This window comes from Micromonospora yasonensis (assembly GCF_026013475.1).
In the GTDB taxonomy this organism is placed as follows: domain Bacteria; phylum Actinomycetota; class Actinomycetes; order Mycobacteriales; family Micromonosporaceae; genus Micromonospora; species Micromonospora yasonensis.
Window position 1 is genome coordinate 1 of the sequence record NZ_JAPDPH010000018.1, and the last position, 21,170, is coordinate 21,170.

Consider the following 21,170-nt stretch of genomic DNA (forward strand, 5'->3'; position numbering starts at 1 on the left):
CGTGTTCGCCAGTGATGGCGGCGGCACCCTGTTTGCGGTGGGCGCGGTGGCCGGCGCGCCGGTGTACCGGCTTCCTGCCGGCGAGATCGTCGCCGGTGTCCACCGCAGCGATGACCCACGATTCGATGTGGTGGCAGGGAATCTGACCGGCTTTCTCAACCGGCTACGTGACGCGATCGAGGGGTTCGCCACGATAGGCGTGGCCGCAGACCTGTAGAAGCGGCTGGCACGTCGCGGGCCATGGTGAGATGTCGGTGGTGTGGCGATGCGAGACTCGTGACGGCGATGGGATTCCGGGGGAGAGGCTTGAACCCGACAGCGGAGGACGCCAGTGGATGATCGGAGCGGCGACGCCGTCGATGAGGCAGTCCTGGCGTTCGAGAGTGCTGTGGTCCTGGGAATGGGTCATGAATTCCTCGTTGGCGATCACCCACCCGGTACGTATTGAGGTCGTCGATGGGAAGGGCTGGAACGCGCGGCTCCGCGACGGTCAGCCCGATCCGGAGGCGTGGCATTTTCTGCTCGATCTGGGCGGTCCGTACGATCTGCGGTTCGCGGATGGGAGTGTGCTCGAGGTCGACGTCGCGGGCCTGGCAGACGGTCCGTGGCATGCGGTAACCCGATGGCAGGATGCGGCGTCGTGACCGTCCGGCGGCCTCGTACGCGGCGCTGCGGTGCTGGTCGACGAACACGACCTCTTCTCGCTAACCATCAGCCTCGGCAACACGGTCGGCAGCCGCGAGGATGTGAAAAGCCTGTTGCCGGTGCTGTTCGAGCGGTTGGTGATGTCCGATGAACTCGACCCGAGCATCGTTCTGGGCCTGCTCCTGCGCGAGGAGTGGCGCACCTGGCCGGGCGCCGAGCAGGATGCCGTCGACCGGTACCTGGAGGCGGTGTGGCGGTCGTTGTTGGCGGAATACCCGTCGCGGCTCGGGTCGTTCCTCGACGCGGTGACCTTTCCTCGATGCGGCCAGCGGCACCGGGGAGAGAGTCGACCGTTTCCTGGATATCTGGGATGCCACGCTCGGCTCGCCGGTGGACCGTCACCTGGCCGACGCGGTGAACGGGTGCAACTTCGCATCCCGCAGGCCGAGTGCCCTTGGCGACTGGCTGCGACGCGAGATGGTCCGAGACCGGCTGTATCGGGCGTTCGGGCGTGACCACGATGCGGTCTGGGCGGACGACCTCGCGCGGGCTTACGATCTCATCCGTAGCTGACGAAGCAGCAGGGCCGTGGCGCGGTCCGAGCAGGCGCACTGGCCCATCACCTTGCTGGCCGGGTCGGCGGAATTCGGGGACATGCCGTGATGGGAGCTTTGCAGAGCATGCCGGAGGTGGTCCGCTACTCCGAATCCGGCCTGCGTCGGATCTTCGGAGAGAACGTGCCGCTAGGGGCGGCGGAGCTGCTCGGGGTGGAGTTGCCGCGCGGGGTGGACGTTTTCTTCGAGGCGTACCCGGCCGAGCGGGTCGGCCTGTCGACGGAGTTTCCCGGTCGCCTTGCTGTCGGCCGGGCGTGGCACGGTGTCTGCGAGGTTCACATCGACCTCAGCGACGGATCGCTGTGGTCGGTCGTTGCGGCGGAGGGCGGCTCGGCCGAAGTGACTTTCATGAACAGCGACATCAAGCGGTTCGTCATCTTCCTTCGACGGGTGCACGACCTGGCTCTTCTCGCCGAGATGGAGGAGGGACCGCGTTATCACGAGCGGGCTGAGGCCGTGAGTCGAGAGCTTGCCCAGGTGGACGAGTCGGCGACCAGGGCGGGTGCCTGGTGGGCCGGGATCATCGAGGAGATGGTGGCGATGGTTTAGGTAGGCAGCGGGTGGACCTGCTCAGGATTTTCCCTCGTACGCTGGACCGCCACGCGCCAGTCCTTCCCACCGCCAATGGCGACCAACTCGAGCCCAACCGGGGCATAGTCGGCCGGGTGAGTGACGAACTGAGTGACGACCGAAGCGCACTGCGACGACGCGCGGATTGACGAGGTGCTGGCATCTTGGCACACTGCGCCGGTGCAACAGCAGCCGCTGGACACCGTTGAGGTTACGACTCAATCCAACCGGCGGGACTTTCGTCGAACGCTGTGCGCCATCTACCAGCGCAAGATCGCCTGGTTGGGTGTGGCCGGGGCAGCCACGGCGCTGGCCGGCGTACTTGCACTCTGCGCCGAACTCCCGATTGTTGCGGGTATCTGCTTCATCGGGGTCGTGATCGCCTGGACCTACAGATGGTGGCGCATCGAGCTGGAGGTTCGTAGGCTGCCGCCGTCGACCTACGGACCAACCACCTTCCGCATCTCGGAAGAGGGCGTAGAGATGGAGACGACGGCATCGCGCCGCCTCGTTCGGTGGGTCGCGATGTACGACGTGCTGGTCACGCCCCACGCGTTCTTCTTTCCAGCGCCCGGACATCTCGGCATCGTCCTTCACCGTCGAACTCTGAGTGAGTCAGATACCAGTGCGATCGAGGCGGCGATCCGGCGCCACCGCGAAGCTGGAGCAGGCAGAAGGCAACGAACGCGTCAATAACCAATGGCGAGGGACGACACGGAACGGGCGGAGTGCGACGACGAGCACCAGTTGTTGGCACGAGCCGACCTGTTGACGCCACCGCACCTCGTCGGCCCCGACCGACGGCGGAGAGGGTCGCTGCACGGTGATCCGTATGGCGATCCCGGTCGTCGCAGCGGCGGCGCGCCCTGCGCTGTGCCGGCTCCGAGCTTGACGATGCCGATCACATTCTGCACCGGCGCCGGTCCGAGCTCTTCATCGGCAACGACCTGGTAAAGGTGCGGGAGCAGACGGAGGCGTGGGTGCGAAAGCAGCCGCTACCGCCAGCGGCGCGGATGAAGCCGCCTGGGTATGGCTGACCGGCGGCCGGCAGTTGACCGGCAGCCAGATGTTTGCGCCGAGGCCCGGAGATGCCCGGTGGCGCGCTGCAGCAGGGACGCCAGGTCGAGTTGTGCCACCGCCGTAGCAGGTGGCGAATTCTGGCAGGATGATCAGGATGTTCTTCGCCCCTCGCCTGGTGGCGTCTTTCCGCGTGCCGGCGAACGCTCCTCGCGTACCCGATACGGCCCACACTGCGGACACGCCCGCCGTCCAGCGGTGGCCGCATCGCCGGCTCGTCGTGATCCGCCGAAACGACGAGTTGTTGGCGTACGACCTCGGCCGGCTCGTCGCAGGTGACGGCGCTCCCGCCGCCCGGTTTCCGGCGCCATGGCCGCGCGGGGCGGGCGGGATCGACGCGGTGAGCCCCAACCTCGACCTGGCTGTCTTCAGCGGTCAGCACGCGCTGCACGCGGTCGACGCGGCCGGCGCGCTGCGCTGGAGGGTGCGACACGCATGCTGGAGCTCGCCCTGCTCGTCCTTCCACGACTCCTACGACGAGTACGCGGGCAGCGACGGGCACCGCTATCCCGACTGGGGCTCGTGCTGGGTCAGCGCGTACGGCTCAACGGCGTGGGCCCATGTACGCATCCCGCTGCCGGATGACGTCGAGCCGGAGTACGACGAGGAGTGGCTCGTGCTCGACACCGTCGACGGCCGCGTCCGGGGGCGGGCCTCGACCGACACCGCGGCCGTCGGCTCCCACCACATCCCCCACCCCGACCCCGGCCAGATGGGCCTGAGCGTCGGCGAGGGCCAGGACGGTGCGCCGCTGCGGTGGGGCCGGTGGGACGGCACTCGACTCACCGTCACCCGCATCGGTGATGACGACCGCTGCCTCGTCGACGTCAGCCCGTGCGGGACGCGGTTCCTCACAGTCGCCCACGAGCAGGGGGAACTGGCGATCCACCGCCTTCCCGACGGCGCGGTGACCCACGAGGTCGCCGCCTACGACCGGCTTCCACCGCATCCCCAGGCGCCATCTCAACCGGAGGACGAGCCCTTCTGGGACTACCGGTGCGGCTTCGTCGACGAGCGCACGGTCATCGCGAGCACCGGCGAGAGCGACGAGGAATACGGGCATCCGCGGCACTGGCTGATCGACACCGCGCGGGGGGACGTGCTCGGCCAGGTGGACTACCCGATGCCTGTATCAGAGGCCCCGATGGCGCTTGGCGACGGCACCTGGCTCACCTGCGGCGAGGAGGACTAGGTCCGAGGGGTACCGCCACTCACGCTTCATCCCCTACGAGATGGCCCACACGCTCCTCGAACACGAGTTTGACCGGGCCGCCAGTAGGCCGTGTCGGTGCTCATCCGGGCGCGTGTCCGGAAGCAGTGGCGAACTTCAAATGTTTGTAGTTCTCGACGTAGACGAACCGCTTGCCGTCAGGTGAAAAGCTCGGGTGATGCGCCTCCTCGTCGTCGACGATCCTCGTCTTCTCCCCGGTACCGACGTCGACCGACCAGATCCCGGCTTCGTTCTCCGGCGACCCGACGGCAGCGATCACCGACCGGCCGCCCGGCGACACCGCTAGATCGACGCTGCCCGGAATCTCCGTGAGAAACCTAGCCGAGGCCGATTTCCCATCCCACTCGGTCAGGTACCCGGTGAAGTCCTCCAGGTTTACGCCGGCACGCAGCGGCAACCTGCCGAGGGAGTCGGGCGCGGTCATGAAGAACAGCCGGTCACCCACGGCTGCCGGCGACCAAACCAGCACCACGGACTCGCAACCCGAATCACCGCCACTGACATTGAAGGTTTTCCCGTCGACCGTCACCGGGGTGGGGAAATCCGAAGCCTTGCCGTCAGCGAGCGACTGGATTCCCACGCCGCACTTCCGGGGCACCTCCACATACCCCCTGCCGTCGCCGTCAACGAGTACCGCGCCGCCAAGGAAGCGGGTCGACGCCAGGTATTCGAGCTTCTTGTCGCTCGCGGAGTAGCTGAGCAGGTCCGTCCAGCGGCCGCCACACTCGACGGCCATTCCGACGCCGCCGTCAGAGCTCGCGAAGAGAAAGCTGAACACGCCCTTTTTGCAGACGGACCCCTGTGGGGCATGCTCGAGAACCCGTTCCTCGTTGCTCTGGTCGGGCCGCTGCCGCCACAGTTCGGCCCCGTCCGAGGACACCTCTCGCAGGTAGTAGACCCAACCGTCAGCGGCCCAGACCGGATCGAACAGGGAGACCGGCAGCACGAGTCCCACCATCCGGCCACACCCGCCGAGCATGATCACGGCCAGCACGACGACCGGCACCACGGCCGTACGCAGCGCACGCACACCAGGCCTTCCAGCGCTCATCTGCCTCATTCTGCCCTGCACGTCACTCAGAAGGTTCAGACACCGCCCGCCCGTCGAGACTCCCACCAACTTCGTGGAACCGGCAAACCGAAGCAGGTCAACGTGCCGCACGAAAACGACAACGGCACCATCACCTACCGCGTCAAGGATTACGTGCACGACGAGGTCGGCAGCCAGGCCAAGGAGGTCTCGCGTGTCACGGCTTCGTCGTCCAATGACCGGCCCCCCGGGTGGCCCGTGCTCCCAAAGCGGACTGGCCTCGCCAGCTTCGTCAAAATACGGAGATCGGGGCCCCGCATGGGCAATGACCACTCCAGTCCGACGTCCTGACGGTAGCTCGGACCCTCGGCGTTATCGGGGAACCTCAGCAAGGTGTACGCGATGCGTGCGCCGGCGTTGCTCCGCGTGCGGACGGCTGGACCTTCAAGTACCACTCAACTCACCGGCGGACGGGATAATTCGGTCGCGCCCGGGAAACTTGATGTGGTTTCCTGGCACGCGAGCGCATCCATCGAGCAAGGAGCAGACATGCGAGCGACGTTCACCTCTTTCGGAGCTCTGTTGCCCATTCGCTCGAAGGACGTGACGTTTGTCTTCGTATCCGCTGCGCGCTGTGCGCACTCTCAATCTCGGGATTCTGGCGCATGTCGACGCCGGTAAGACCACTCTGACCGAACGGCTGCTCCACGCGGCCGGGGTCATCGACCAGCTCGGCAGCGTCGACTCTGGCACGACCCAGACCGACTCGCTGGCGCTGGAGCGCCAGCGGGGCATCACCATTCGCTCGGCCGTCGCATCGCTGCGCATCGGCGGCACCGAGGTCAACATCATCGACACTCCCGGGCACCCGGATTTCATCGCCGAGGTCGACAGGGTTCTCGGCGTGCTCGACGGGGCAGTGCTGGTCGTGTCCGCCGTCGAGGGCGTCCAGCCGCAGACCCGCCTGCTGATGCGGGCGCTGCGGCGGCTGTGCGTACCCACACTGATCTTCATCAACAAGACGGATCGGCGCGGCGCCGACGCGCAGCGCGTCTACGCGGAGATCGCGCGGCGCTTGGACGTGACGGTGGTGTCCGCCACCGCGCCCACCGCGGCTCTGGCCGACGCATTGACCAGTGCGGACGATGCGCTGCTGCGGGAGTACGTGGAGGATGAGGCGAGCGTGACGGCCCGGCGGCTGCGCGCCGAGCTGGCGGCCCAGACGGCCCGGTGCGCCGTGCACCCGTTGTTCGGGGGTTCGGCGATGACCGGAGCCGGGGTGGACGAGCTGATGGCGGGCCTGGCGGATCTGCTGCCCCCGGCCGCTGGCGAGCCGGCCCGGCCGCTGCGGGGCCGGATCTTCAAGGTGGAGCGGGGACCTGCCGGCGAGAAGGTGGCCTACGTGCGTTTGTTCGACGGCGAGCTGCGGGTACGCGATCATCCGACCGGCGGCCGCGACCGGATCACGGCGATCCACATGCTCGAGAACGGGGTGTGGGTGCGGCGCGACACGGTGGCGGCGGGCCAGATCGCGGCGCTGCGCGGCCTCGCGGGTGTCCGCGTCGGAGACACCCTGGGCGACAGCGCCATGCAGATGGACCATCACTTCGCGCCGCCGATGCTGGAAGCTCTCGCCGTTCCCCGCCGCCCAGGGGACGGCGGGCGGCTGCGCTCGGCGCTGATGCTGCTGGCCGAGCAGGATCCGCTGATCAACGTACGCGCGGACGAGCGTGACGGCACGGCCGTGTCGCTCTACGGCGAGGTGCAGAAAGAGGTCATCCAGACGACCCTGGCCGCCGACTTCGGTGTCGACGCAGACTTCCTGCAGACCACGACCCTGTGCGTGGAGCGGCCGAAGGCGACCGGCGAGGGGCTGAAGCGGCTGAACACGCCGTCGAATCCCTATCAGGCCACGATCGGGTTGCGGGTTGAGCCGGGGCCGCCCGGCTCGGGCGTGACGGTGCACGTGCCCGTGGACTACCGGCTAGCGCCGCTCTACGTCTACCGGACGCTGGACCTGTTCCAGGAGGCGATGGGCGACTACGTACGCGACGCGCTCGCGGCCGGTCCGCACGGGTGGCCGGTGACCGATTGCGTGGTGACGATGACCGACTCGGGCTATAGCGTGGCCGACGGGCCGCCATCGCTGCGGGGGCCGACGAGCACGGCACAGGATTTCCGCAGGCTCACGCCGATCGTCGTGGCGCAGGCGCTGGCCGCCGGCGGGACGGTGGTCTGCGAACCGCTGGCCCGGGTGACCCTCGAAGTGCCCGCGCGGGCACCCAGCGGAGTGCTGAGCCTGCTCAGCAAGCTGGGGGCGATGGTGGAGGACCAGGTGGCGCGTGCGGACGAGATGGTGATCGTGGCGGTTCTGACCGCCGCGGACGCTCAGGAGCTACACCGGATGCTGCCGGAGGTGACCGGCGGCGAAGGGGTGCTCGAGGCGGCGTTCGCCGGTCACCGCCCCGTCCGCGGAAAGCCGCCGCGCCGTGAATGACCACAGCGACGCCTCGGGCCCGACCGCGACTGGCCGGAGATCGGCGACCAACCGCTGCACCTCGGCCAGTCCCAGCTTGGCGACACCGGCCAGAAACGCCCACTGGTCCGGGTACGGCGTGAACGTGTTTGGGTCGACGAAGACAGTGGTGCCGGCGTCGCGGCACTGCTTCTGCAGCGGCAGCGCGATCAGGTTGCCCAGCCCTTCACCCTTGGCAGGCAGGTGGTCCTGCGAGGGGAAGAACCGGTCGTAGCTGTCCAGCCCTAGCTCACCACGGACTGTCATCGCCTCGCGCAGCAGCCCGAACCCCAACGCTCGCGCCTCCACCGCCGGTACTGGCTCCCTGAAGAAGGTCCAGACGTGGGCCGATCAGGGCGCCACGGCCTGCCACCGGCTCTGTCCGTCCATCCATGCCCGGGCCAGGATCTCCGCCGACTGTCGGCCCGGGCACTGGTGGATCTTCGACCGACCAGCGTCGCCGCCGGCTCGGGCCTCGACCTCCCACGACTCACCATCGGTGCGGATGTACACGTCGCGGCGCCCTCGCACGGTGCGGTTGCCGTTCCACCAGTGACGCTCGGTTTTCACCCCCCGACCGTATAGCATCAGGTCCGAGTTTGGAACGTTGACGATCTTGGTAACCGCCGACGTCGACGAGGTGGCCGAGCACCCGCGGCATGATCCGCGACCGGCAGGTCGTCCTGTACGGGCGCGGCGTTGCGGCCCTGGGACGGATACCTCGCGGCGCGGTCCGGATGGCGCGCACCGCCTGGCACGGCCTGTCCCGAGCGATGCACCATCACACCTACGAACTCGCACCAACGGTCGCTGAACTCCGCGGCTGGCACGAGGACGTCGCAGCGTTGCTATCCCAACTCGAGCAGGTCCTACCCCCGTCCGTCCGACGGCAAGGGCTTGACGCCCCCGGAAGCCCAGCCCGCGTCGCCGCCACCCCCGGATCCCCGCCAACCGTCACACGTCTCTCTCAGTCCTCGTCGGCGAAGGCCAGCTTGCTCGTGCCCTCGACGGGTCGACCGCGCAGTCGGGCCACCACCTTGGGCGCGTAGGGGAGCAGCAGCGCCAGTAGGGCGAGCGCCAGGATGGCGACGGTGAGCGGCCGGTGCAGGAATACGGTCAGGTCGCCGTTGCCGATGCTCAGCGCCCGGCGGAACTGGTCTTCGAGTTCCGGCCCGAGGATGGCACCCAGGATCGTGGGTGCGATCGGGAAGTCGAATTGGCGCATCAGGAAGCCGACGATGCCGATGGCGTAGGCGATCAGGATGTCGGTGATCGCGCCGGAGACGGAGTAGATCCCGAGCGTGGCGAACACCAGGATGCCGGCGTAGAGCAGCGGCCGTGGGATCTCCAGCACCTTTACCCAGAGCCGGATGAGCGGGAGGTTCAGCGCGAGCAGCATCACGTTGCCGATGAACAGCGACGCGATGAGCGCCCAGACCAGGTCCGGGGACTTGTCGAACAGTTGCGGTCCCGGCTGCAGGTTGAAGATCTTGAACGCTGCCAACATCACCGCAGCCGTCGCGGAGGTCGGCAGGCCCAGCGTCAGCAGCGGCACCAGTACGCCGGAGAACGAAGCGTTGTTGGCGGCCTCCGGCCCGGCAACGCCTTCGATGGCGCCCTTGCCGAACTCCTTGCGGCCGCGAGAGCGTTGCTTCTCGTAGGAGTACGACAGGAAGGTCGGCAGTTCGGCGCCTCCGGAGGGCAGTACACCGAACGGGAAGCCGAACGCGGTGCCCCGCAGCCAGGGTGCCCAGGAGCGGTGCCACTGGTTGCGGCTGAGCCACATGAATCCGCCGGATGCGGGCTCGAGCGGGGTCACCGAGCCCGGCCGGGTGCGGCCCTTGACCAGGACGTACAGTGTCTCGCCGATCGCGAAGAGGCCGATGATGAGCAGCACCGAGTCGATCCCGTTGAACAGCATCGGGCTGTCGAAGGTGAAGCGGGGCTCGCCGGAGACGCCGTCGAGGCCGATGAAGCCGATCGAGATACCGAGGAGCAGGGACGCCAGTCCACGCACCAGCGAGCGGCCGACCAGGGAGGTCACCGTGACCAACGCCAGGATCATGAGCGCGAAGTAGTCGGTGGCGCGGAACGAGATGGCGATGCTGGCCACCGGCTTGGCGACGAGCGCGAGCAGGACGGTCGAGATCAGTGCCGCCACGAAGGAGCCGATCGCCGCGGTTGCGAGTGCGGCGCGGGCCTGCCCGCGTTTGGCCATCTCGTGGCCTTCGATGGCGGTCGCGACGGACGCCGACTCCCCAGGCGTGTTGAGCAGGATCGACGTGGTGGACCCGCCGTACATGGCGCCGTAGTAGATGCCGGCGAACATGATGAACGCGGGGATCGGGTCGTCGAAGTTGTAGGTGACCGGTAGCAGGAGAGCGATGGTCACCGCCGGGCCGATCCCGGGCAGCACGCCGACCAGCGTGCCGAGTGTCACCCCGATCACCGCGAACAACAGGTTCGCGGGCGACAGGACTGTCCCGAATCCCCCGAGCAGCTCAGCGAAGGAGCTCACAGGCCCAAAACCCCTTCCGGGAGATGCACGCCGAGGGCGCGCGTGAAGGTGAGATACACGAGCAGTGACAGCGCGACCGCGACGATCAGGTCACGGAACCACTGGCGGGAGCCCATGGCCCGGGACGCGCCCAGGAAGAACAGGCTGGTGGCGATCACGTAACCGAGCGGGTCCAGCAGGTAGGCGTAGATCACGAGCAACACCACCAGGGTGGCCGCGCCCAGCATGTGGGTGAACCGCTCGGCCGGCAGGTTGTCGGCACGCCTGACAAGCCGTGAGACCTGCTGCCCGAGGTAGATGAGCGCCAGTACCGCCCACAGCGACGCGACTACGAGAGGCATGAATCGCGGGCCGCTGGGCTCGAAGCCGCCTCCCTTGATGTTGAAGGTCTGCCTGAGCATGAGCACGCCGAGGGCCAGCATGACCACTCCCACCAGGAGCGGACCGACCGGCGAGCGCGCGGCCGCGCTGTGCTCCTCGGCACCCGGCTGCTCGGGCTCCGCTTCGTGCACCGCGATCTCCGGGTCCCGTACGGCGGAGCCCCCGCGGCCAGGGGCTCCGCCGTCCGTCGGGTTCGGGTGACTCACAGCCCGAGGTCCTTGTACAGCTGCTCGACGCGCTTTGTCTCGCCCTCGATGTACTGCTGTGCCTCGTCGCCGGTCTTGTAGAAGTCGTCCCAGCCGTTGGTCTTGAGTACGTCCTTCCACTCCTGGGTTTCGTGCAGCTTGTCCACGAGGTCGGTGACCGCCTGCTTGTCCTTGTCCGAGAGGCCCGGTGCGGCGACCACGGCGCGCCAGTTGCTGAAGTCGACGTCGTAGCCGGCGTCTTTGAGGGTGGGGGCCGGCTTGCCCGCGATGTCCTGAGGGGTTGCGGTGCTGATGGCCAGCAGGCGCATCTTTCCGGACTCGATCTGGCTCTCGAACTCGCTGACGCCCGAGATCCCGACGCCCACGTCGCCGGACAGGATGCCCGCGGTGGCCTCACCGCCGCCCGAGTATCCGACGTACTTGAGCTTGCTCGGATCGGCGCCGGCGGCCTTCAGCAGCTGGCCGGTGACGAGGTGGTCGGAGCCGCCGGCGCTGCCGCCGCCGAACGTGACCGACGAGGGGTCCTGCTGGTAGGCGTTGACGACGTCCTGGATGGTCTTGTACTTCGAGTTCGCCGGCACGACGAAGGCCTCTGCCTCGGCGGTGAGGGTGGCGATCGGCGTGGTGTTCTTCAGGGAGACCGGCGAGTTCGCCCGGGTGAGCGCGCCGATCATGACCAATCCGGTCATCATCAGCGCGTGCGGGTCGCCCTTCTCCTTCTGGAGCTGGGCCAGCCCGGTGGCGCCACCGCCGCCCGCGACGTTGAAGACCTCGACCGGTTTGTTGGCCAGGTTCTTCTTCTGGATGACCTGCTGCATGGCCCGAGCGGTGGAGTCCCAGCCACCGCCGGCCGCCGCCGGCACCATGAAGTTGATCGTCTTGGACGGGTACTGATCCGATGACGACCCGCCGGCGTTCTGGCCGCAGGCCGCCAGGGCGGTGCTCAGGGCCAGACCCGCCGCGATCGCGGCAGTACGTCGAGTAGCCGGGCGCCGAACCGCACGCATGGCCTTCCTCCTCAGGGGTGATGGTGCTGGTGGGGGTGGGTGAGTGCCGTCACGCTAGCGCAAGCAAACCGCTGTGTGAACCCCTCGGACCGCGTAATGGTTTGGGAATCGAGAAGGCCGAATCGTTAGCCGGACTTGACTCGCTCAAACCATCTGGCGGTATGGTCATACCGCCACGCAGTTGATCCAGGAGGCGTTATGGCCCGGTCCGACGAGACGGAACCGCACGACGGTGGGGTGCGCAGCATCGCCCGCGCCATCGACGTGCTGGCGCTGTTCGACACCACGCACCCGACCCGTACGCTCCGGGACCTGGTGGCCGCCACCGGCCTGCCGAAGACGACCGTGGTCCGGGTCTGCGCGACCCTCGAGGCCCGTGGCCTGCTGCTCCGGCCTAGTGAGACGACCTACGCGCCAGGGCCGGCCTTTCTCAGGTGGGCGCATCTGGCAGCGTCGCTGTGGGACGTCTCGGACCACACCCGCGCGATGATGCGCGAACTCGTCGACCGGTGCGGTGAAACCGTGAACGTGTACGTCCGGCAAGGCACGGAGCGGGTCTCGATCGCGCAGGAGGAGGGCACCGCGACGGTACGGAGCGTCGTGCCGCTCGGCGTACCGATGCCGTTGTCACGCGGCGCGACGGCGCGCGTGCTGCTGACCGGTGCCCCGAACGGGTTGCTGGAGCGGCTCGCTGCGGCGGAAGGCCTCGACCGAGAGGCCCTCGCCCGCACGGTCGCATCGACACGCGAGACCGGGTACGCCTTCAGTCACGGCGAACGTGAACTCGGAGCCTCCGCGGTGGCCGCCCCGATCGTGGCCCACGACGGCAGGGTGCTCGCCGCCCTCTCGGTCAGCGGCCCCACCTCGCGGTTCACCGCCGACCGCATCGCGGCCTACGTCGAGGCAGTGGTGACTGCCGCCCGGCGGATCAGCGACCAGGGGCTCGGCAGCGTGGAGGCATTCCTGTGACCGACGCACCCCTGCTCTCCGGGGTCCGTGTGCTGGACCTGACCAACGTGCTGGCCGGCCCCTTCGCGGGCTACCAGCTCGCCCTGCTGGGCGCTGACGTCATCAAGGTGGAGGTGCCCGGCACCGGTGACCTGGCCCGCCAGTTGGGCGCCGACGCCGAGCTGTCGAAACAGGGACTCGGCATCTCGTTCCTCGCTCAGAACGCCGGGAAGCGCTCGGTCACCGTGAACCTCAAGAGCCCGGCCGGCCGGGAGGTCTTCGAGCGACTGCTGGCCGGCGCCGACGTGCTGATCGAAAACTTCCGCCCCGGTGTGCTGGCACGGCTCGGCTTCGGCTGGGAGCGGCTGCGTGAGCAATACCCGGGGCTCGTCTACTGCGCGGTGTCTGGATTCGGCTCGACCGGCCCGGACAGCCGGCGGCCGGCATACGACCAGATCATCCAGGGCCTGTCCGGCATCATGAGCGTCACCGGAACGGCTCAGACCGCGCCCCTGCGGGTCGGTTACCCGGTGTGCGACTCGATCGGGGGCCTCGCCGCCGCGTTCGCGGTGGCGGGCGCCCTGGTACGCAAGCAGCGAACCGGCCAGGGAGCGTTCCTCGACGTGAGCATGCTCGACGCCGCGTTGAGCACCATGGGCTGGGTGGTCTCCAACTACCTGATCGGCGACCGTGAACCCGAGCCGATGGGCAACGAGAACCCGACGTCGGCTCCCTCCGGGACCTTCGCCACCGCCGACGACATGCTCAACATCGCCGCGAACCGCCAGGAACAGTTCGAGACCCTCTGCTCCGTTCTCGGCCGCGAGGAGCTGCTCGCCGACCCACGCTTCCGTACCCGTGAGGACCGGAAGCGGCACCGGGAGACCCTGCGGGAAGAGCTGGAGCTGAGCCTGCGGAAGCGCCCGGCCCGAGAGTGGGACGAGCTGCTGGCCACCAGCGGGGTGCCCGCGGCTCGGGTGGTATCGGTCCCCGACGCACTGGCATCCCACCAGGTCACTCACCGTGGGCTGGTCTCCGAGGTGCCGTCCCCCGCAACCGACGGTGGCAGCCTCAAGGTGCTCGGCCTGCCCACCCACATCGACGGATCCCCGGTGAGCGCCAGCAGCCGGCCACCGCTGCTCGGCGAACACACCGACACGGTGCTCGCCGAGCTCGGGTTCAGAGCCGCGGACATAGCCAGGCTCCGGGCGGAGGGAGCCGTATGACCGACGCACACGCGGCAGCACGCGCCCGAGTCACCACCGCGGACGCCACCGCCTGGTGGTCAACCGCGGTCTCCGACATCGAGCCGGGAGTCATCCGGCTGCGCGGCTATCCCGTCGAACAGCTGATCGGCTCGGTGTCCTTCCCCGCCATGGCCTACCTGATGCTGCGTGGCGAGCTACCGTCCATGCCACAGGCCGAACTCCTCGAGATGGCCCTGGTCGCCGCCGTGGACCACGGCCCGCAAGCCCCCTCGATCGCGGCCGCTCGAATGGCCGCCACCTGCGGGGTCGGTCTCAATGCAGCGGTGGCCACCGGCGTCAACCTGCTCGGCGATGTGCACGGCGGCGCAGGGCAGCAGTGCCTGGAACTGCTCGACGCACTGGTCGCCCGCTCCGACGTTCCGCTCGAAGAGGCCGTCTGCGACGTCCTCGCCGACTTCCGAGCCCGCAAAGCCCACGTACCCGGATTCGGGCACCGGTTCCATCCACGTGACCCACGCCGGGATCCACTGCTCAAAGCAGTGGCGGAGCGAGTCGCGGCGGGACACCTCGCGGGTAGCCACCTACGCGCCGCCCAGGAAATCGAGCGCCGGCTGAGCGAGGGCCGATCGCGTCCGGTGCCGATGAACATCGATGGTGCCACGGCGGTGGTCTACGGAGAACTCGGCTTCGAGCCCGAGCTGGCCCGCGGCCTGTTCGTACTCTCGCGCTCGGTGGGCATCCTCGCTCACGCATGGGAGGAGCGCGGCTCAGGGCGACGGATCAAGGGCCCGCTACCGCCACCACTACTCGCGGACTACGACGGCCCGGCTCCCCGTGACATGCCCCTACCCTGATCCCAACATCCATCAGGGAAAGTACGTACAGGGGACCGGCCGAACAACCGAACGGCCTCCTGGCCATGACGTGGGCGCTGGCCGCCGCAGGTGCGGCGGCAAGGTTCTGGTACGTCGCCCGGCCGCTGCTGGCGCCTGCCATCACGGTCAATCTGGTGCTGTCCCTGATCCGGCGATTCATGATTTCCGACCAGATCTGGGTGACCACGCAGGGCGGTCCGGCCCAGTCCACCGACTCGCTGTCGACGCTGCTGTACCGCCGCCTGCGAACAGGATTCGGACCTGTGGCAAAGGACACGATCGCCGGCTTGCCGCCCCAACTGCGTGATCATGTAGCCTGACCTGCGTGAACACTGCGCCGTCGTTGGACCGGACCCCGCTCGCGGTCCGCGTCGTCGCCGCGCGCCGCATCTGCTGTTGTTGACGGTCTGACACCCCGATCCGCGCCCGTGGCTTCCGCGCCACGCTGCCCGCGCGCTGTCATCAACGTCTGATCCGCCCTCATTTGTGAGCCTCAATCACCGCGTCCCGCGCTCGCGCGACGCAGGTTCCGTCTGCCTGGAGTAAGGACATGACCACTCACCGCAGGCCCTCGGCCGGCCTACCCTTCGCACGCCGGTTGCGCACGCTCGGCGCGCTCGCGGCCACCACCACCCTCGCGGTGCTGCTCGCCGCCTGCGGCTCCTCGACGAGCCCCGGGTCGACGGGCGCCGCCGACACCGACGCGACGATCACGATCGGTTCGCTGAACGAGCCGACGACGCTCAACACGGTCAAGGGCGGCAACACCGGCCACGCCCAGGTGCTGCTGCGCAACGTCGTCGAGGGGCTCACCGTGCTGACCGACGAGGGCAAGGTCGAGCCGCTGCTGGCCAAGTCGTGGGACGTGTCGCCGGACGGCACGGTGTACACGTTCCACCTGCAGCCCGGCGTGACCTTCTCCGACGGCACCCCGCTGAAGGCCAGCGACGTCGTGGCCGCGCTCAAGCGGGTGACGTCCGACGAGTCGACCAGCGCCCGGAAGAAGAACCTCTCGATCATGAAGACGATCGAGGCGTCGGACGATGGCACCGTCAAGGTCACCCTGTCGACGCGGTCGCAATCGTTCCTGTTCTACCTCACCAGCACCGGCGCGGCCGTCACCAAGCCCGATGCCGGCAACCCGGAGACGACGGTGATCGGCACCGGCCCGTACACCCTGACCTCCTGGAAGCAGGGTGACTCCATCACGCTGACCCGCAACGACAAGTACTGGGGCACCAAGGCCAGCAACAAGCAGGTGGTGTACCGCTTCTTCAAGGACGCCACCGCCGAGAACAACGCCCTGCTCGCCGGCCAACTCGACCTGGTGACCCAGGTGTCCTCGCCGGACGTGCTCACCCAGTTCGACAACCAGCCGCAGTTCACCATCGTGGAAGGCACATCGACGACGAAGGAGCTGTTCAACTTCAACGACGCCGTCGCCCCGTTCAACAACCCCGACGTACGGCACGCCATCCGGCAGGCCATCGACCGCAAGGCGCTGCTGACGGCGGTGTGGGCCGACCGGGGCCAGGTCATCGGCTCGATGGTGCCGCCCACGGACCCCTGGTACGAGGACCTGACCAGCATCGACGACCACAACGTGGCCGGCGCCAAGCAGCTGCTGGCCAAGGCCGGGCACGCGAACGGCCTGTCCTTCACCGTCGACTACGTACCGTCAGACGCGGTCAACATCATCGCGCAGGGGCTGAAGAGCCAGCTCGCCCAGGCCGGTATCACCATCACGCTGAACCCCGTCGACGACGCGACCTGGACCGACAAGGTCTACAAGAACCACAACTTCCAGGCCACCATCATGACCCACGTCAACCAGCGCGACCTGGTCTGGTACGGCGACCCGACGTTCTACTGGCAGTACGACAACCCGCAGGTGCAGCAGTGGGTCAAGGACTCCGAGACCGCGGCGACGCCCGACGAGCAGACCGCCCTGCTGAAGAAGGTGGCACGGCAGATCTCCGAGGACGCGGCGAGCGCCTGGCTGTTCCTCGACCCCGCCATCAAGGTCGCCAGCACCTCGGTCAGCGGCTACCAGAAGAACAACACCACGGACAGCTTCTATGTCGCGCCGATCACCAAACGCTAGGCGATAAGCAGTGCTCAGCTACCTCATCCGTCGGGTCGCCTGGCTGATCGGTTCGCTGTTCGTCGCGGGCTCGGCGGTGTTCTTCCTGCTCCGGGTCCTACCGGGCGACCCGGCCGTCACACTGCTGGCGGTCGGGTCCTCCCCGGACCAGATCGATGCCATCCGGCACCAGCTCGGCACCGACCGGCCTGTACTGGCCCAGTACGGCCACTGGTTGGGCGACCTGGTGACCGGGAATCTCGGGAACAGCCTGTTCACCCAGATGCCGGTGCTCGACCAGATCGCCGGCCGGCTCCCGGTCACCGTACCGCTGGCGCTGAGCGCGTTCATGCTGTCGATCGTCGTGGCCGTACCGATCGGGGTGTTCGCGGCGGTACGGCGGCGGGGCCTGCTCGGGGTGGCGGTGTCGACGCTGGCCCAGTTGGGAATCGCCCTGCCCATCTTCTGGGTCGGGATCGTGGTGGTCTGGCTGGTCGCGGTGCAGTGGCGGGCGCTGCCGCCGGGCGGGTTTCCCCGCACCGGCTGGCAGGATCCAGGAGCCGCGCTCCAGTCACTGGTCCTGCCGGTGGCGACGCTGACCATCGCGCAGGGGTCGGTGCTGGTGCGCTACGTACGCTCGGCGACGCTCGACGTGCTGAGCCAGGAGTACGTGCGCACCGCCCGCTCGCTCGGGTACAGCCTGCCGCGGGCGCTGTGGCGGCACGGACCCCGCAACGGCGCCGCAACCGTGGTCCAGATCCTGGGCATCCTGCTGGCCAGCTCACTGCTGGGCACCGTGGTCATCGAGAGCGTCTTCGCCCTGCCCGGCCTCGGCTCGCTGCTGTTGGCCAGCGTGAAGTCCCGCGATCTGCCGATCGTGCAGGGCACGGTCTTCCTCATGACGGCGACCGTGCTGGTGATGGGGCTCGTCGTGGACGTCGTGCAGCGGCTGGTCGACCCGAGACTGAGAGCACGGACATGAGCACACCTCTGGTCGAAGCGGTCGAAACGATCGAGGCGCTCGACACCCCCGCCCGGCGACGCCGAGGCTGGCGCTCGCCGTCGTTCGTGCTCGGCGCGGCGCTGCTGCTGGCGATTCTCGTCCTGGCGCTGATGTCGCTGGTCTGGTCCCCGTACGGGCTGGACCACACCGACCCGGCGGCCCGGCTGGCCGGCCCGTCCGCACGGCACTGGGCGGGCACCGATCGCCTGGGCCGTGACCAATTCACCCAGCTGATGCTCGGCGCGCGTACCGCGGTGTGGATCGGGCTGGCCTCGGTCGCGGTGGCGTTCGTCATCGGCGTCCCGTTGGGCCTGCTCGCGGCGGCCGCCGGCCGGTTCGTCGAGAACGCCGTCGTCGGAGTGATCGACATCGTGATCGCCTTCCCGACCCTGCTGCTGGCGATGCTGCTGGTCACCGTGTACGGCGCGTCGACCGCGGTCGCGATCAGCGCGATCGGGATCGGCGTCTCCGCCGAAGTGGCCCGGCTGACCCGGATCTCGGCGAGCCGGGTGTTCACCCAGGACTACGTACTCGCGGCGCGTACCTGCGGCACCGGGCCACTGATGATCCTGGTCCGGCACGTCCTGCCCAACATCTGGCACACCCTGCTGGTGCAGGCCGCCCTCGCCTTCGGCGTCGCGGTCATCGCCGAGGCGTCGCTGTCATACCTGGGCCTCGGCACTCCGCCGCCCGCGCCGTCATGGGGCCGCATGCTCCAGGAGGCGCAGTCGACGGTGAGCGTGGCCCCGTGGAACGTCCTGCTGCCCGGCCTCGCCGTCGCCGTCACGGTCGTCGGGGTCAACCTGCTCGGTGACGGCCTGCGGGAAGTCCTCGACCCGCAGCTACGGCAGGAAAGGCAGGCAGCCGACCGATGACCATCCTGGAGACCACCGGGCTGACCATCACGCTCAACGGGCAACCGCTCGTTCGCGACGTCTCGTTCGGCCTCGCCGCCCGCGACCGGGTCGGCCTCATCGGCGAATCCGGCTCCGGCAAATCGCTGACCGCGCTGGCGCTGCTGGGACTGCTCCCGCCGGGCATGCGCACGAGCGGCCGCATCCTCATCGACGGCGAGGACCACCTCGGCGCACCGGACCGGCAGTGGCGCCGGGTCCGCGGCCGCACCGTCAGCATCGTGTTCCAGGAGCCCCTGACCGCCTTGGACCCGCTGATGCCGGTCGGCCGCCAGATCGCCGGTCCGCTACGGCTGCACCAGGGCCTCAACCGCAGCGACGCCGAGCGCCGCGCGATCGAGTGGTGCGACCGGGTGCACCTGCCTGACCCGGCCCGGCTGGTACGGGCCCTGCCGCACGAACTCTCCGGCGGCCAACGACAGCGGGTGGCCCTGGCGATGGCCCTCGCCTGCCGGCCCCGAGTGCTCATCGCCGACGAGCCGACGACCGCGCTGGACGTGACCGTACAGGCGCAGATCCTCACCCTCCTCGACGAGCTGATCGAGGACACCGGCGTGGCGCTGCTGTTCATCAGCCACGACCTGCCGGTCGTCGCCGGACTGGCCCGCCATCTCCTGGTCATGCGCACGGGCCGGCTGGTCGAATCCGGCCCGGTCGACGACGTGCTGCGCCGACCCCGCTCCGACTACGCCCGGCAGCTCGTCGCGAGCGCCGCCAGGGTGACCCGGCTGGCCCGCCCCAGCGTACGCAGGGAGGACCGATGAGCGAACCGATTCTCAGCGGGCATCAGCTCACCCGATGGTTCCCGGGCCGCATCCACCCGGCGCTCGACGCGGTGGACGTCACCGTACGGCCGGGCACCAGCCTCGGGATCGTCGGCGAGTCGGGCGCCGGAAAGTCGACCCTGCTGCGGCAGCTGCTCGGCGTGGACCGCCCGACCTCGGGCGAGATCCGCTTCGCCGGCCAACCCCTCGATCGGGTCCGACACCGCGCGTTCCGCCGGCAGGTCCAAGTCGTCTTCCAGGACCCCCGGTCGTCCCTGAACCCCCGCATGTCGGTCGCGTCGATCGTCGCCGAGCCGCTGCGCTCACTGAGCATCGGTACGGACCGGGCGGCCCGCGCCGAGCGCGTCGCCGAGGTGCTCACCGCGGTAGGGCTGCGCCCGGAAGACGGACGGCGCTACCCGCACGAGTTCTCCGGCGGCCAGCGCCAGCGCATCGCCATCGCGCGGGCCCTCGCACCGGCCCCGCGGATCCTGCTCGCCGACGAGCCCGTCAGCGCCCTCGACGTCTCGGTCCGGCTGCAGATCATCGACCTGCTCAAGGATCTCGTTGACCGGCTCGGGCTCACGCTGGTGCTGGTCTCGCACGACCTGGCGATCGTCAGCCAGCTGTGCCAGGAGGTGCTCGTCATGCGCCACGGCCGCGTCGTCGAGCGCGGCCCGACCATGCACGTGCTGACCAACCCCGCCGACGAGTACACCCGTGCCCTGCTGGCAGCCATCCCGCAGCTGCCTGTCGACCTGGTGGAGGAATTGTGACCTTTGTTGATCAGTGGCAGACGTGGCATGCCGACCGTGAGGCGGCCGTCTCGGCGCCGGGCGGCGACCTCACGCTGACCGGCACTCACTGGCTGGTGGGGCGCACCCAGATCGACGGGATACCCGGCACCTGGTGGGCCGACGGAAGCGACGTACGGGTGTCCGGCGCCGAAGGCCTGCTCGTCGGCGGCGTACCGATCGCTGAGGGCCTACTGGGCCCCGACCAGCGGCTCATGGTGGGCGACGTCGAGCTGAAGATCATCCGCCGCGGCGCCGACCTGGCGGTACGGACGTACGACCCGCATGCGCTGGCGGTGCGCCGGTTCGCCGGCATCGACGCGTACGTCCCCGACCCCGCCTGGGTGGTGGCCGCCGAGTTCACCCCGGCTGACGCCGACCAGACGGTGCGCACCGAACACAGCCACTCCGACCGGCTGGTGGATTACCCGGTCGTCGGCACGTTCGCCTTCACCGTTGACGGCCAGCACGCCGAGTTGGTCGCGCTGTACACCGGCCACGAGGGTGAAGCGCACATTACGTTCCGGGATGCCACCAGTGGAAAGGAGAGCTACGGCGCGGCCCGGTTTCTGCTCCTGCCACTGCCGGCGGCGGCGGGCCCGGTGACGCTGGACTTCACCCGCGTCACCTTGCCGCCGTGTGCGTTCTCCGATGCCTTCATCTGCCCGCTGCCACCTCCGGGGAACGTGCTGCCGTTCGCCGTCCGGGCCGGCGAAAAGGCAGTGCTTGATCAGCCAGCCGGGCAGGTGCCGAACCTTGTGGATAGCTGAAGAAGTCGGTCGCGGAT

The 21,170-nt window shown here is 68.8% G+C and carries 22 protein-coding genes and 1 pseudogene; 17 read left to right on the forward strand and 6 right to left on the reverse strand.

Features of this window, described 5'->3' with window-relative positions; all coding sequences use genetic code 11:
- The 6 genes from ONA70_RS06360 to ONA70_RS06385 form a co-directional block, all read left to right on the forward strand.
- The coding region (locus tag ONA70_RS06360; RefSeq protein WP_265005383.1) for a hypothetical protein at positions 1 to 217 on the forward strand (217 nt) is incomplete at its 5' end.
- Positions 218 to 407: 190 nt separating this feature from the next.
- Complete coding sequence (locus tag ONA70_RS06365; protein WP_265005384.1) at positions 408 to 644, forward strand: hypothetical protein; 237 nt, start codon at positions 408 to 410, stop codon at positions 642 to 644.
- A 30-nt stretch (positions 645 to 674) separates the two neighbouring features.
- Positions 675 to 1,160, forward strand: coding sequence for a hypothetical protein (locus ONA70_RS06370; RefSeq protein WP_265005385.1), 486 nt, complete (start codon positions 675 to 677; stop codon positions 1,158 to 1,160).
- A gap of 147 nt (positions 1,161 to 1,307) precedes the next feature.
- Positions 1,308 to 1,808, forward strand: coding sequence for an SUKH-4 family immunity protein (locus tag ONA70_RS06375; RefSeq protein WP_265005386.1), 501 nt, complete (start codon positions 1,308 to 1,310; stop codon positions 1,806 to 1,808).
- 201 nt (positions 1,809 to 2,009) lie between these two features.
- Entirely contained in the window at positions 2,010 to 2,525 is a 516-nt protein-coding gene (locus ONA70_RS06380) for a YcxB family protein (protein ID WP_265005387.1), read from the forward strand.
- 601 nt (positions 2,526 to 3,126) lie between these two features.
- Complete coding sequence (locus ONA70_RS06385; RefSeq protein WP_265005388.1) at positions 3,127 to 4,098, forward strand: hypothetical protein; 972 nt, start codon at positions 3,127 to 3,129, stop codon at positions 4,096 to 4,098.
- 100 nt (positions 4,099 to 4,198) lie between these two features.
- On the opposite strand, the gene ONA70_RS06390 is transcribed toward ONA70_RS06385, so the two are convergent.
- On the reverse strand, positions 4,199 to 5,188 hold the full coding sequence (locus ONA70_RS06390) for a TolB-like translocation protein (RefSeq protein ID WP_265005389.1): 990 nt from the start codon (positions 5,186 to 5,188) through the stop codon (positions 4,199 to 4,201).
- A gap of 613 nt (positions 5,189 to 5,801) precedes the next feature.
- Here ONA70_RS06390 and ONA70_RS06395 point away from each other — a divergent pair.
- A complete protein-coding gene (locus ONA70_RS06395; protein ID WP_265005390.1) occupies positions 5,802 to 7,664 on the forward strand; it encodes an elongation factor G in 1,863 nt (620 codons plus the stop codon).
- On the opposite strand, the pseudogene ONA70_RS06400 reads toward ONA70_RS06395, so the two are convergent.
- From ONA70_RS06400 to ONA70_RS06420, 5 genes and pseudogenes are all read right to left on the reverse strand, one after another.
- A pseudogene (locus tag ONA70_RS06400) lies at positions 7,563 to 8,018 on the reverse strand (TOTE conflict system archaeo-eukaryotic primase domain-containing protein); the annotation flags it as partial. The gene ONA70_RS06395 and the pseudogene ONA70_RS06400 sit on opposite strands and share 102 nt — an antisense overlap.
- 15 nt (positions 8,019 to 8,033) lie before the next feature.
- Positions 8,034 to 8,252, reverse strand: coding sequence for a hypothetical protein (locus ONA70_RS06405; RefSeq protein ID WP_265005392.1), 219 nt, complete (start codon positions 8,250 to 8,252; stop codon positions 8,034 to 8,036).
- A 397-nt stretch (positions 8,253 to 8,649) separates the two neighbouring features.
- On the reverse strand, positions 8,650 to 10,200 hold the full coding sequence (locus ONA70_RS06410) for a tripartite tricarboxylate transporter permease (RefSeq protein ID WP_265005393.1): 1,551 nt from the start codon (positions 10,198 to 10,200) through the stop codon (positions 8,650 to 8,652).
- The gene (locus ONA70_RS06415) at positions 10,197 to 10,712 is read right to left on the reverse strand and encodes a tripartite tricarboxylate transporter TctB family protein (protein WP_265005394.1); all 516 of its coding nucleotides are present in this window, start codon (positions 10,710 to 10,712) and stop codon (positions 10,197 to 10,199) included. The genes ONA70_RS06410 and ONA70_RS06415 overlap by 4 nt, the downstream gene beginning before the upstream one ends.
- 71 nt (positions 10,713 to 10,783) lie before the next feature.
- Positions 10,784 to 11,794, reverse strand: coding sequence for a Bug family tripartite tricarboxylate transporter substrate binding protein (locus ONA70_RS06420; protein WP_265005395.1), 1,011 nt, complete (start codon positions 11,792 to 11,794; stop codon positions 10,784 to 10,786).
- Between the two features lie 198 nt (positions 11,795 to 11,992).
- Between ONA70_RS06420 and ONA70_RS06425 the strand changes: the two genes are divergently transcribed.
- From ONA70_RS06425 to ONA70_RS06470, 10 genes are all read left to right on the forward strand, one after another.
- Entirely contained in the window at positions 11,993 to 12,763 is a 771-nt protein-coding gene (locus ONA70_RS06425; protein ID WP_265005396.1) for an IclR family transcriptional regulator, read from the forward strand.
- Positions 12,760 to 13,968, forward strand: a complete 1,209-nt coding sequence (locus ONA70_RS06430; RefSeq protein ID WP_265005397.1) for a CaiB/BaiF CoA transferase family protein — start codon at positions 12,760 to 12,762, stop codon at positions 13,966 to 13,968. The genes ONA70_RS06425 and ONA70_RS06430 overlap by 4 nt, the downstream gene beginning before the upstream one ends.
- Positions 13,965 to 14,804, forward strand: a complete 840-nt coding sequence (locus ONA70_RS06435) for a citryl-CoA lyase (RefSeq protein ID WP_265005398.1) — start codon at positions 13,965 to 13,967, stop codon at positions 14,802 to 14,804. Before ONA70_RS06430 ends, ONA70_RS06435 begins: the two co-directional genes overlap by 4 nt.
- A gap of 65 nt (positions 14,805 to 14,869) precedes the next feature.
- Positions 14,870 to 15,145, forward strand: coding sequence for a hypothetical protein (locus ONA70_RS06440; protein WP_265005399.1), 276 nt, complete (start codon positions 14,870 to 14,872; stop codon positions 15,143 to 15,145).
- 230 nt (positions 15,146 to 15,375) lie between these two features.
- Positions 15,376 to 16,929 carry an ABC transporter substrate-binding protein gene (locus ONA70_RS06445; protein ID WP_265005400.1) on the forward strand — a complete coding sequence of 518 codons (1,554 nt, stop codon included), beginning with the start codon at positions 15,376 to 15,378 and terminating at the stop codon, positions 16,927 to 16,929.
- Between the two features lie 10 nt (positions 16,930 to 16,939).
- A complete protein-coding gene (locus ONA70_RS06450) occupies positions 16,940 to 17,890 on the forward strand; it encodes an ABC transporter permease (RefSeq protein WP_265005401.1) in 951 nt (316 codons plus the stop codon).
- Positions 17,887 to 18,786 (forward strand): ABC transporter permease, encoded by a 900-nt coding sequence (locus tag ONA70_RS06455; RefSeq protein ID WP_265005402.1) that lies wholly within the window; start codon positions 17,887 to 17,889, stop codon positions 18,784 to 18,786. Before ONA70_RS06450 ends, ONA70_RS06455 begins: the two co-directional genes overlap by 4 nt.
- Positions 18,783 to 19,589, forward strand: a complete 807-nt coding sequence (locus ONA70_RS06460; protein WP_265005403.1) for an ATP-binding cassette domain-containing protein — start codon at positions 18,783 to 18,785, stop codon at positions 19,587 to 19,589. The genes ONA70_RS06455 and ONA70_RS06460 overlap by 4 nt, the downstream gene beginning before the upstream one ends.
- On the forward strand, positions 19,586 to 20,365 hold the full coding sequence (locus ONA70_RS06465) for an ATP-binding cassette domain-containing protein (protein WP_265005404.1): 780 nt from the start codon (positions 19,586 to 19,588) through the stop codon (positions 20,363 to 20,365). The genes ONA70_RS06460 and ONA70_RS06465 overlap by 4 nt, the downstream gene beginning before the upstream one ends.
- The gene (locus ONA70_RS06470) at positions 20,362 to 21,153 is read left to right on the forward strand and encodes a DUF1684 domain-containing protein (protein WP_265005405.1); all 792 of its coding nucleotides are present in this window, start codon (positions 20,362 to 20,364) and stop codon (positions 21,151 to 21,153) included. Before ONA70_RS06465 ends, ONA70_RS06470 begins: the two co-directional genes overlap by 4 nt.
- Positions 21,154 to 21,170: the final 17 nt, after the last annotated feature.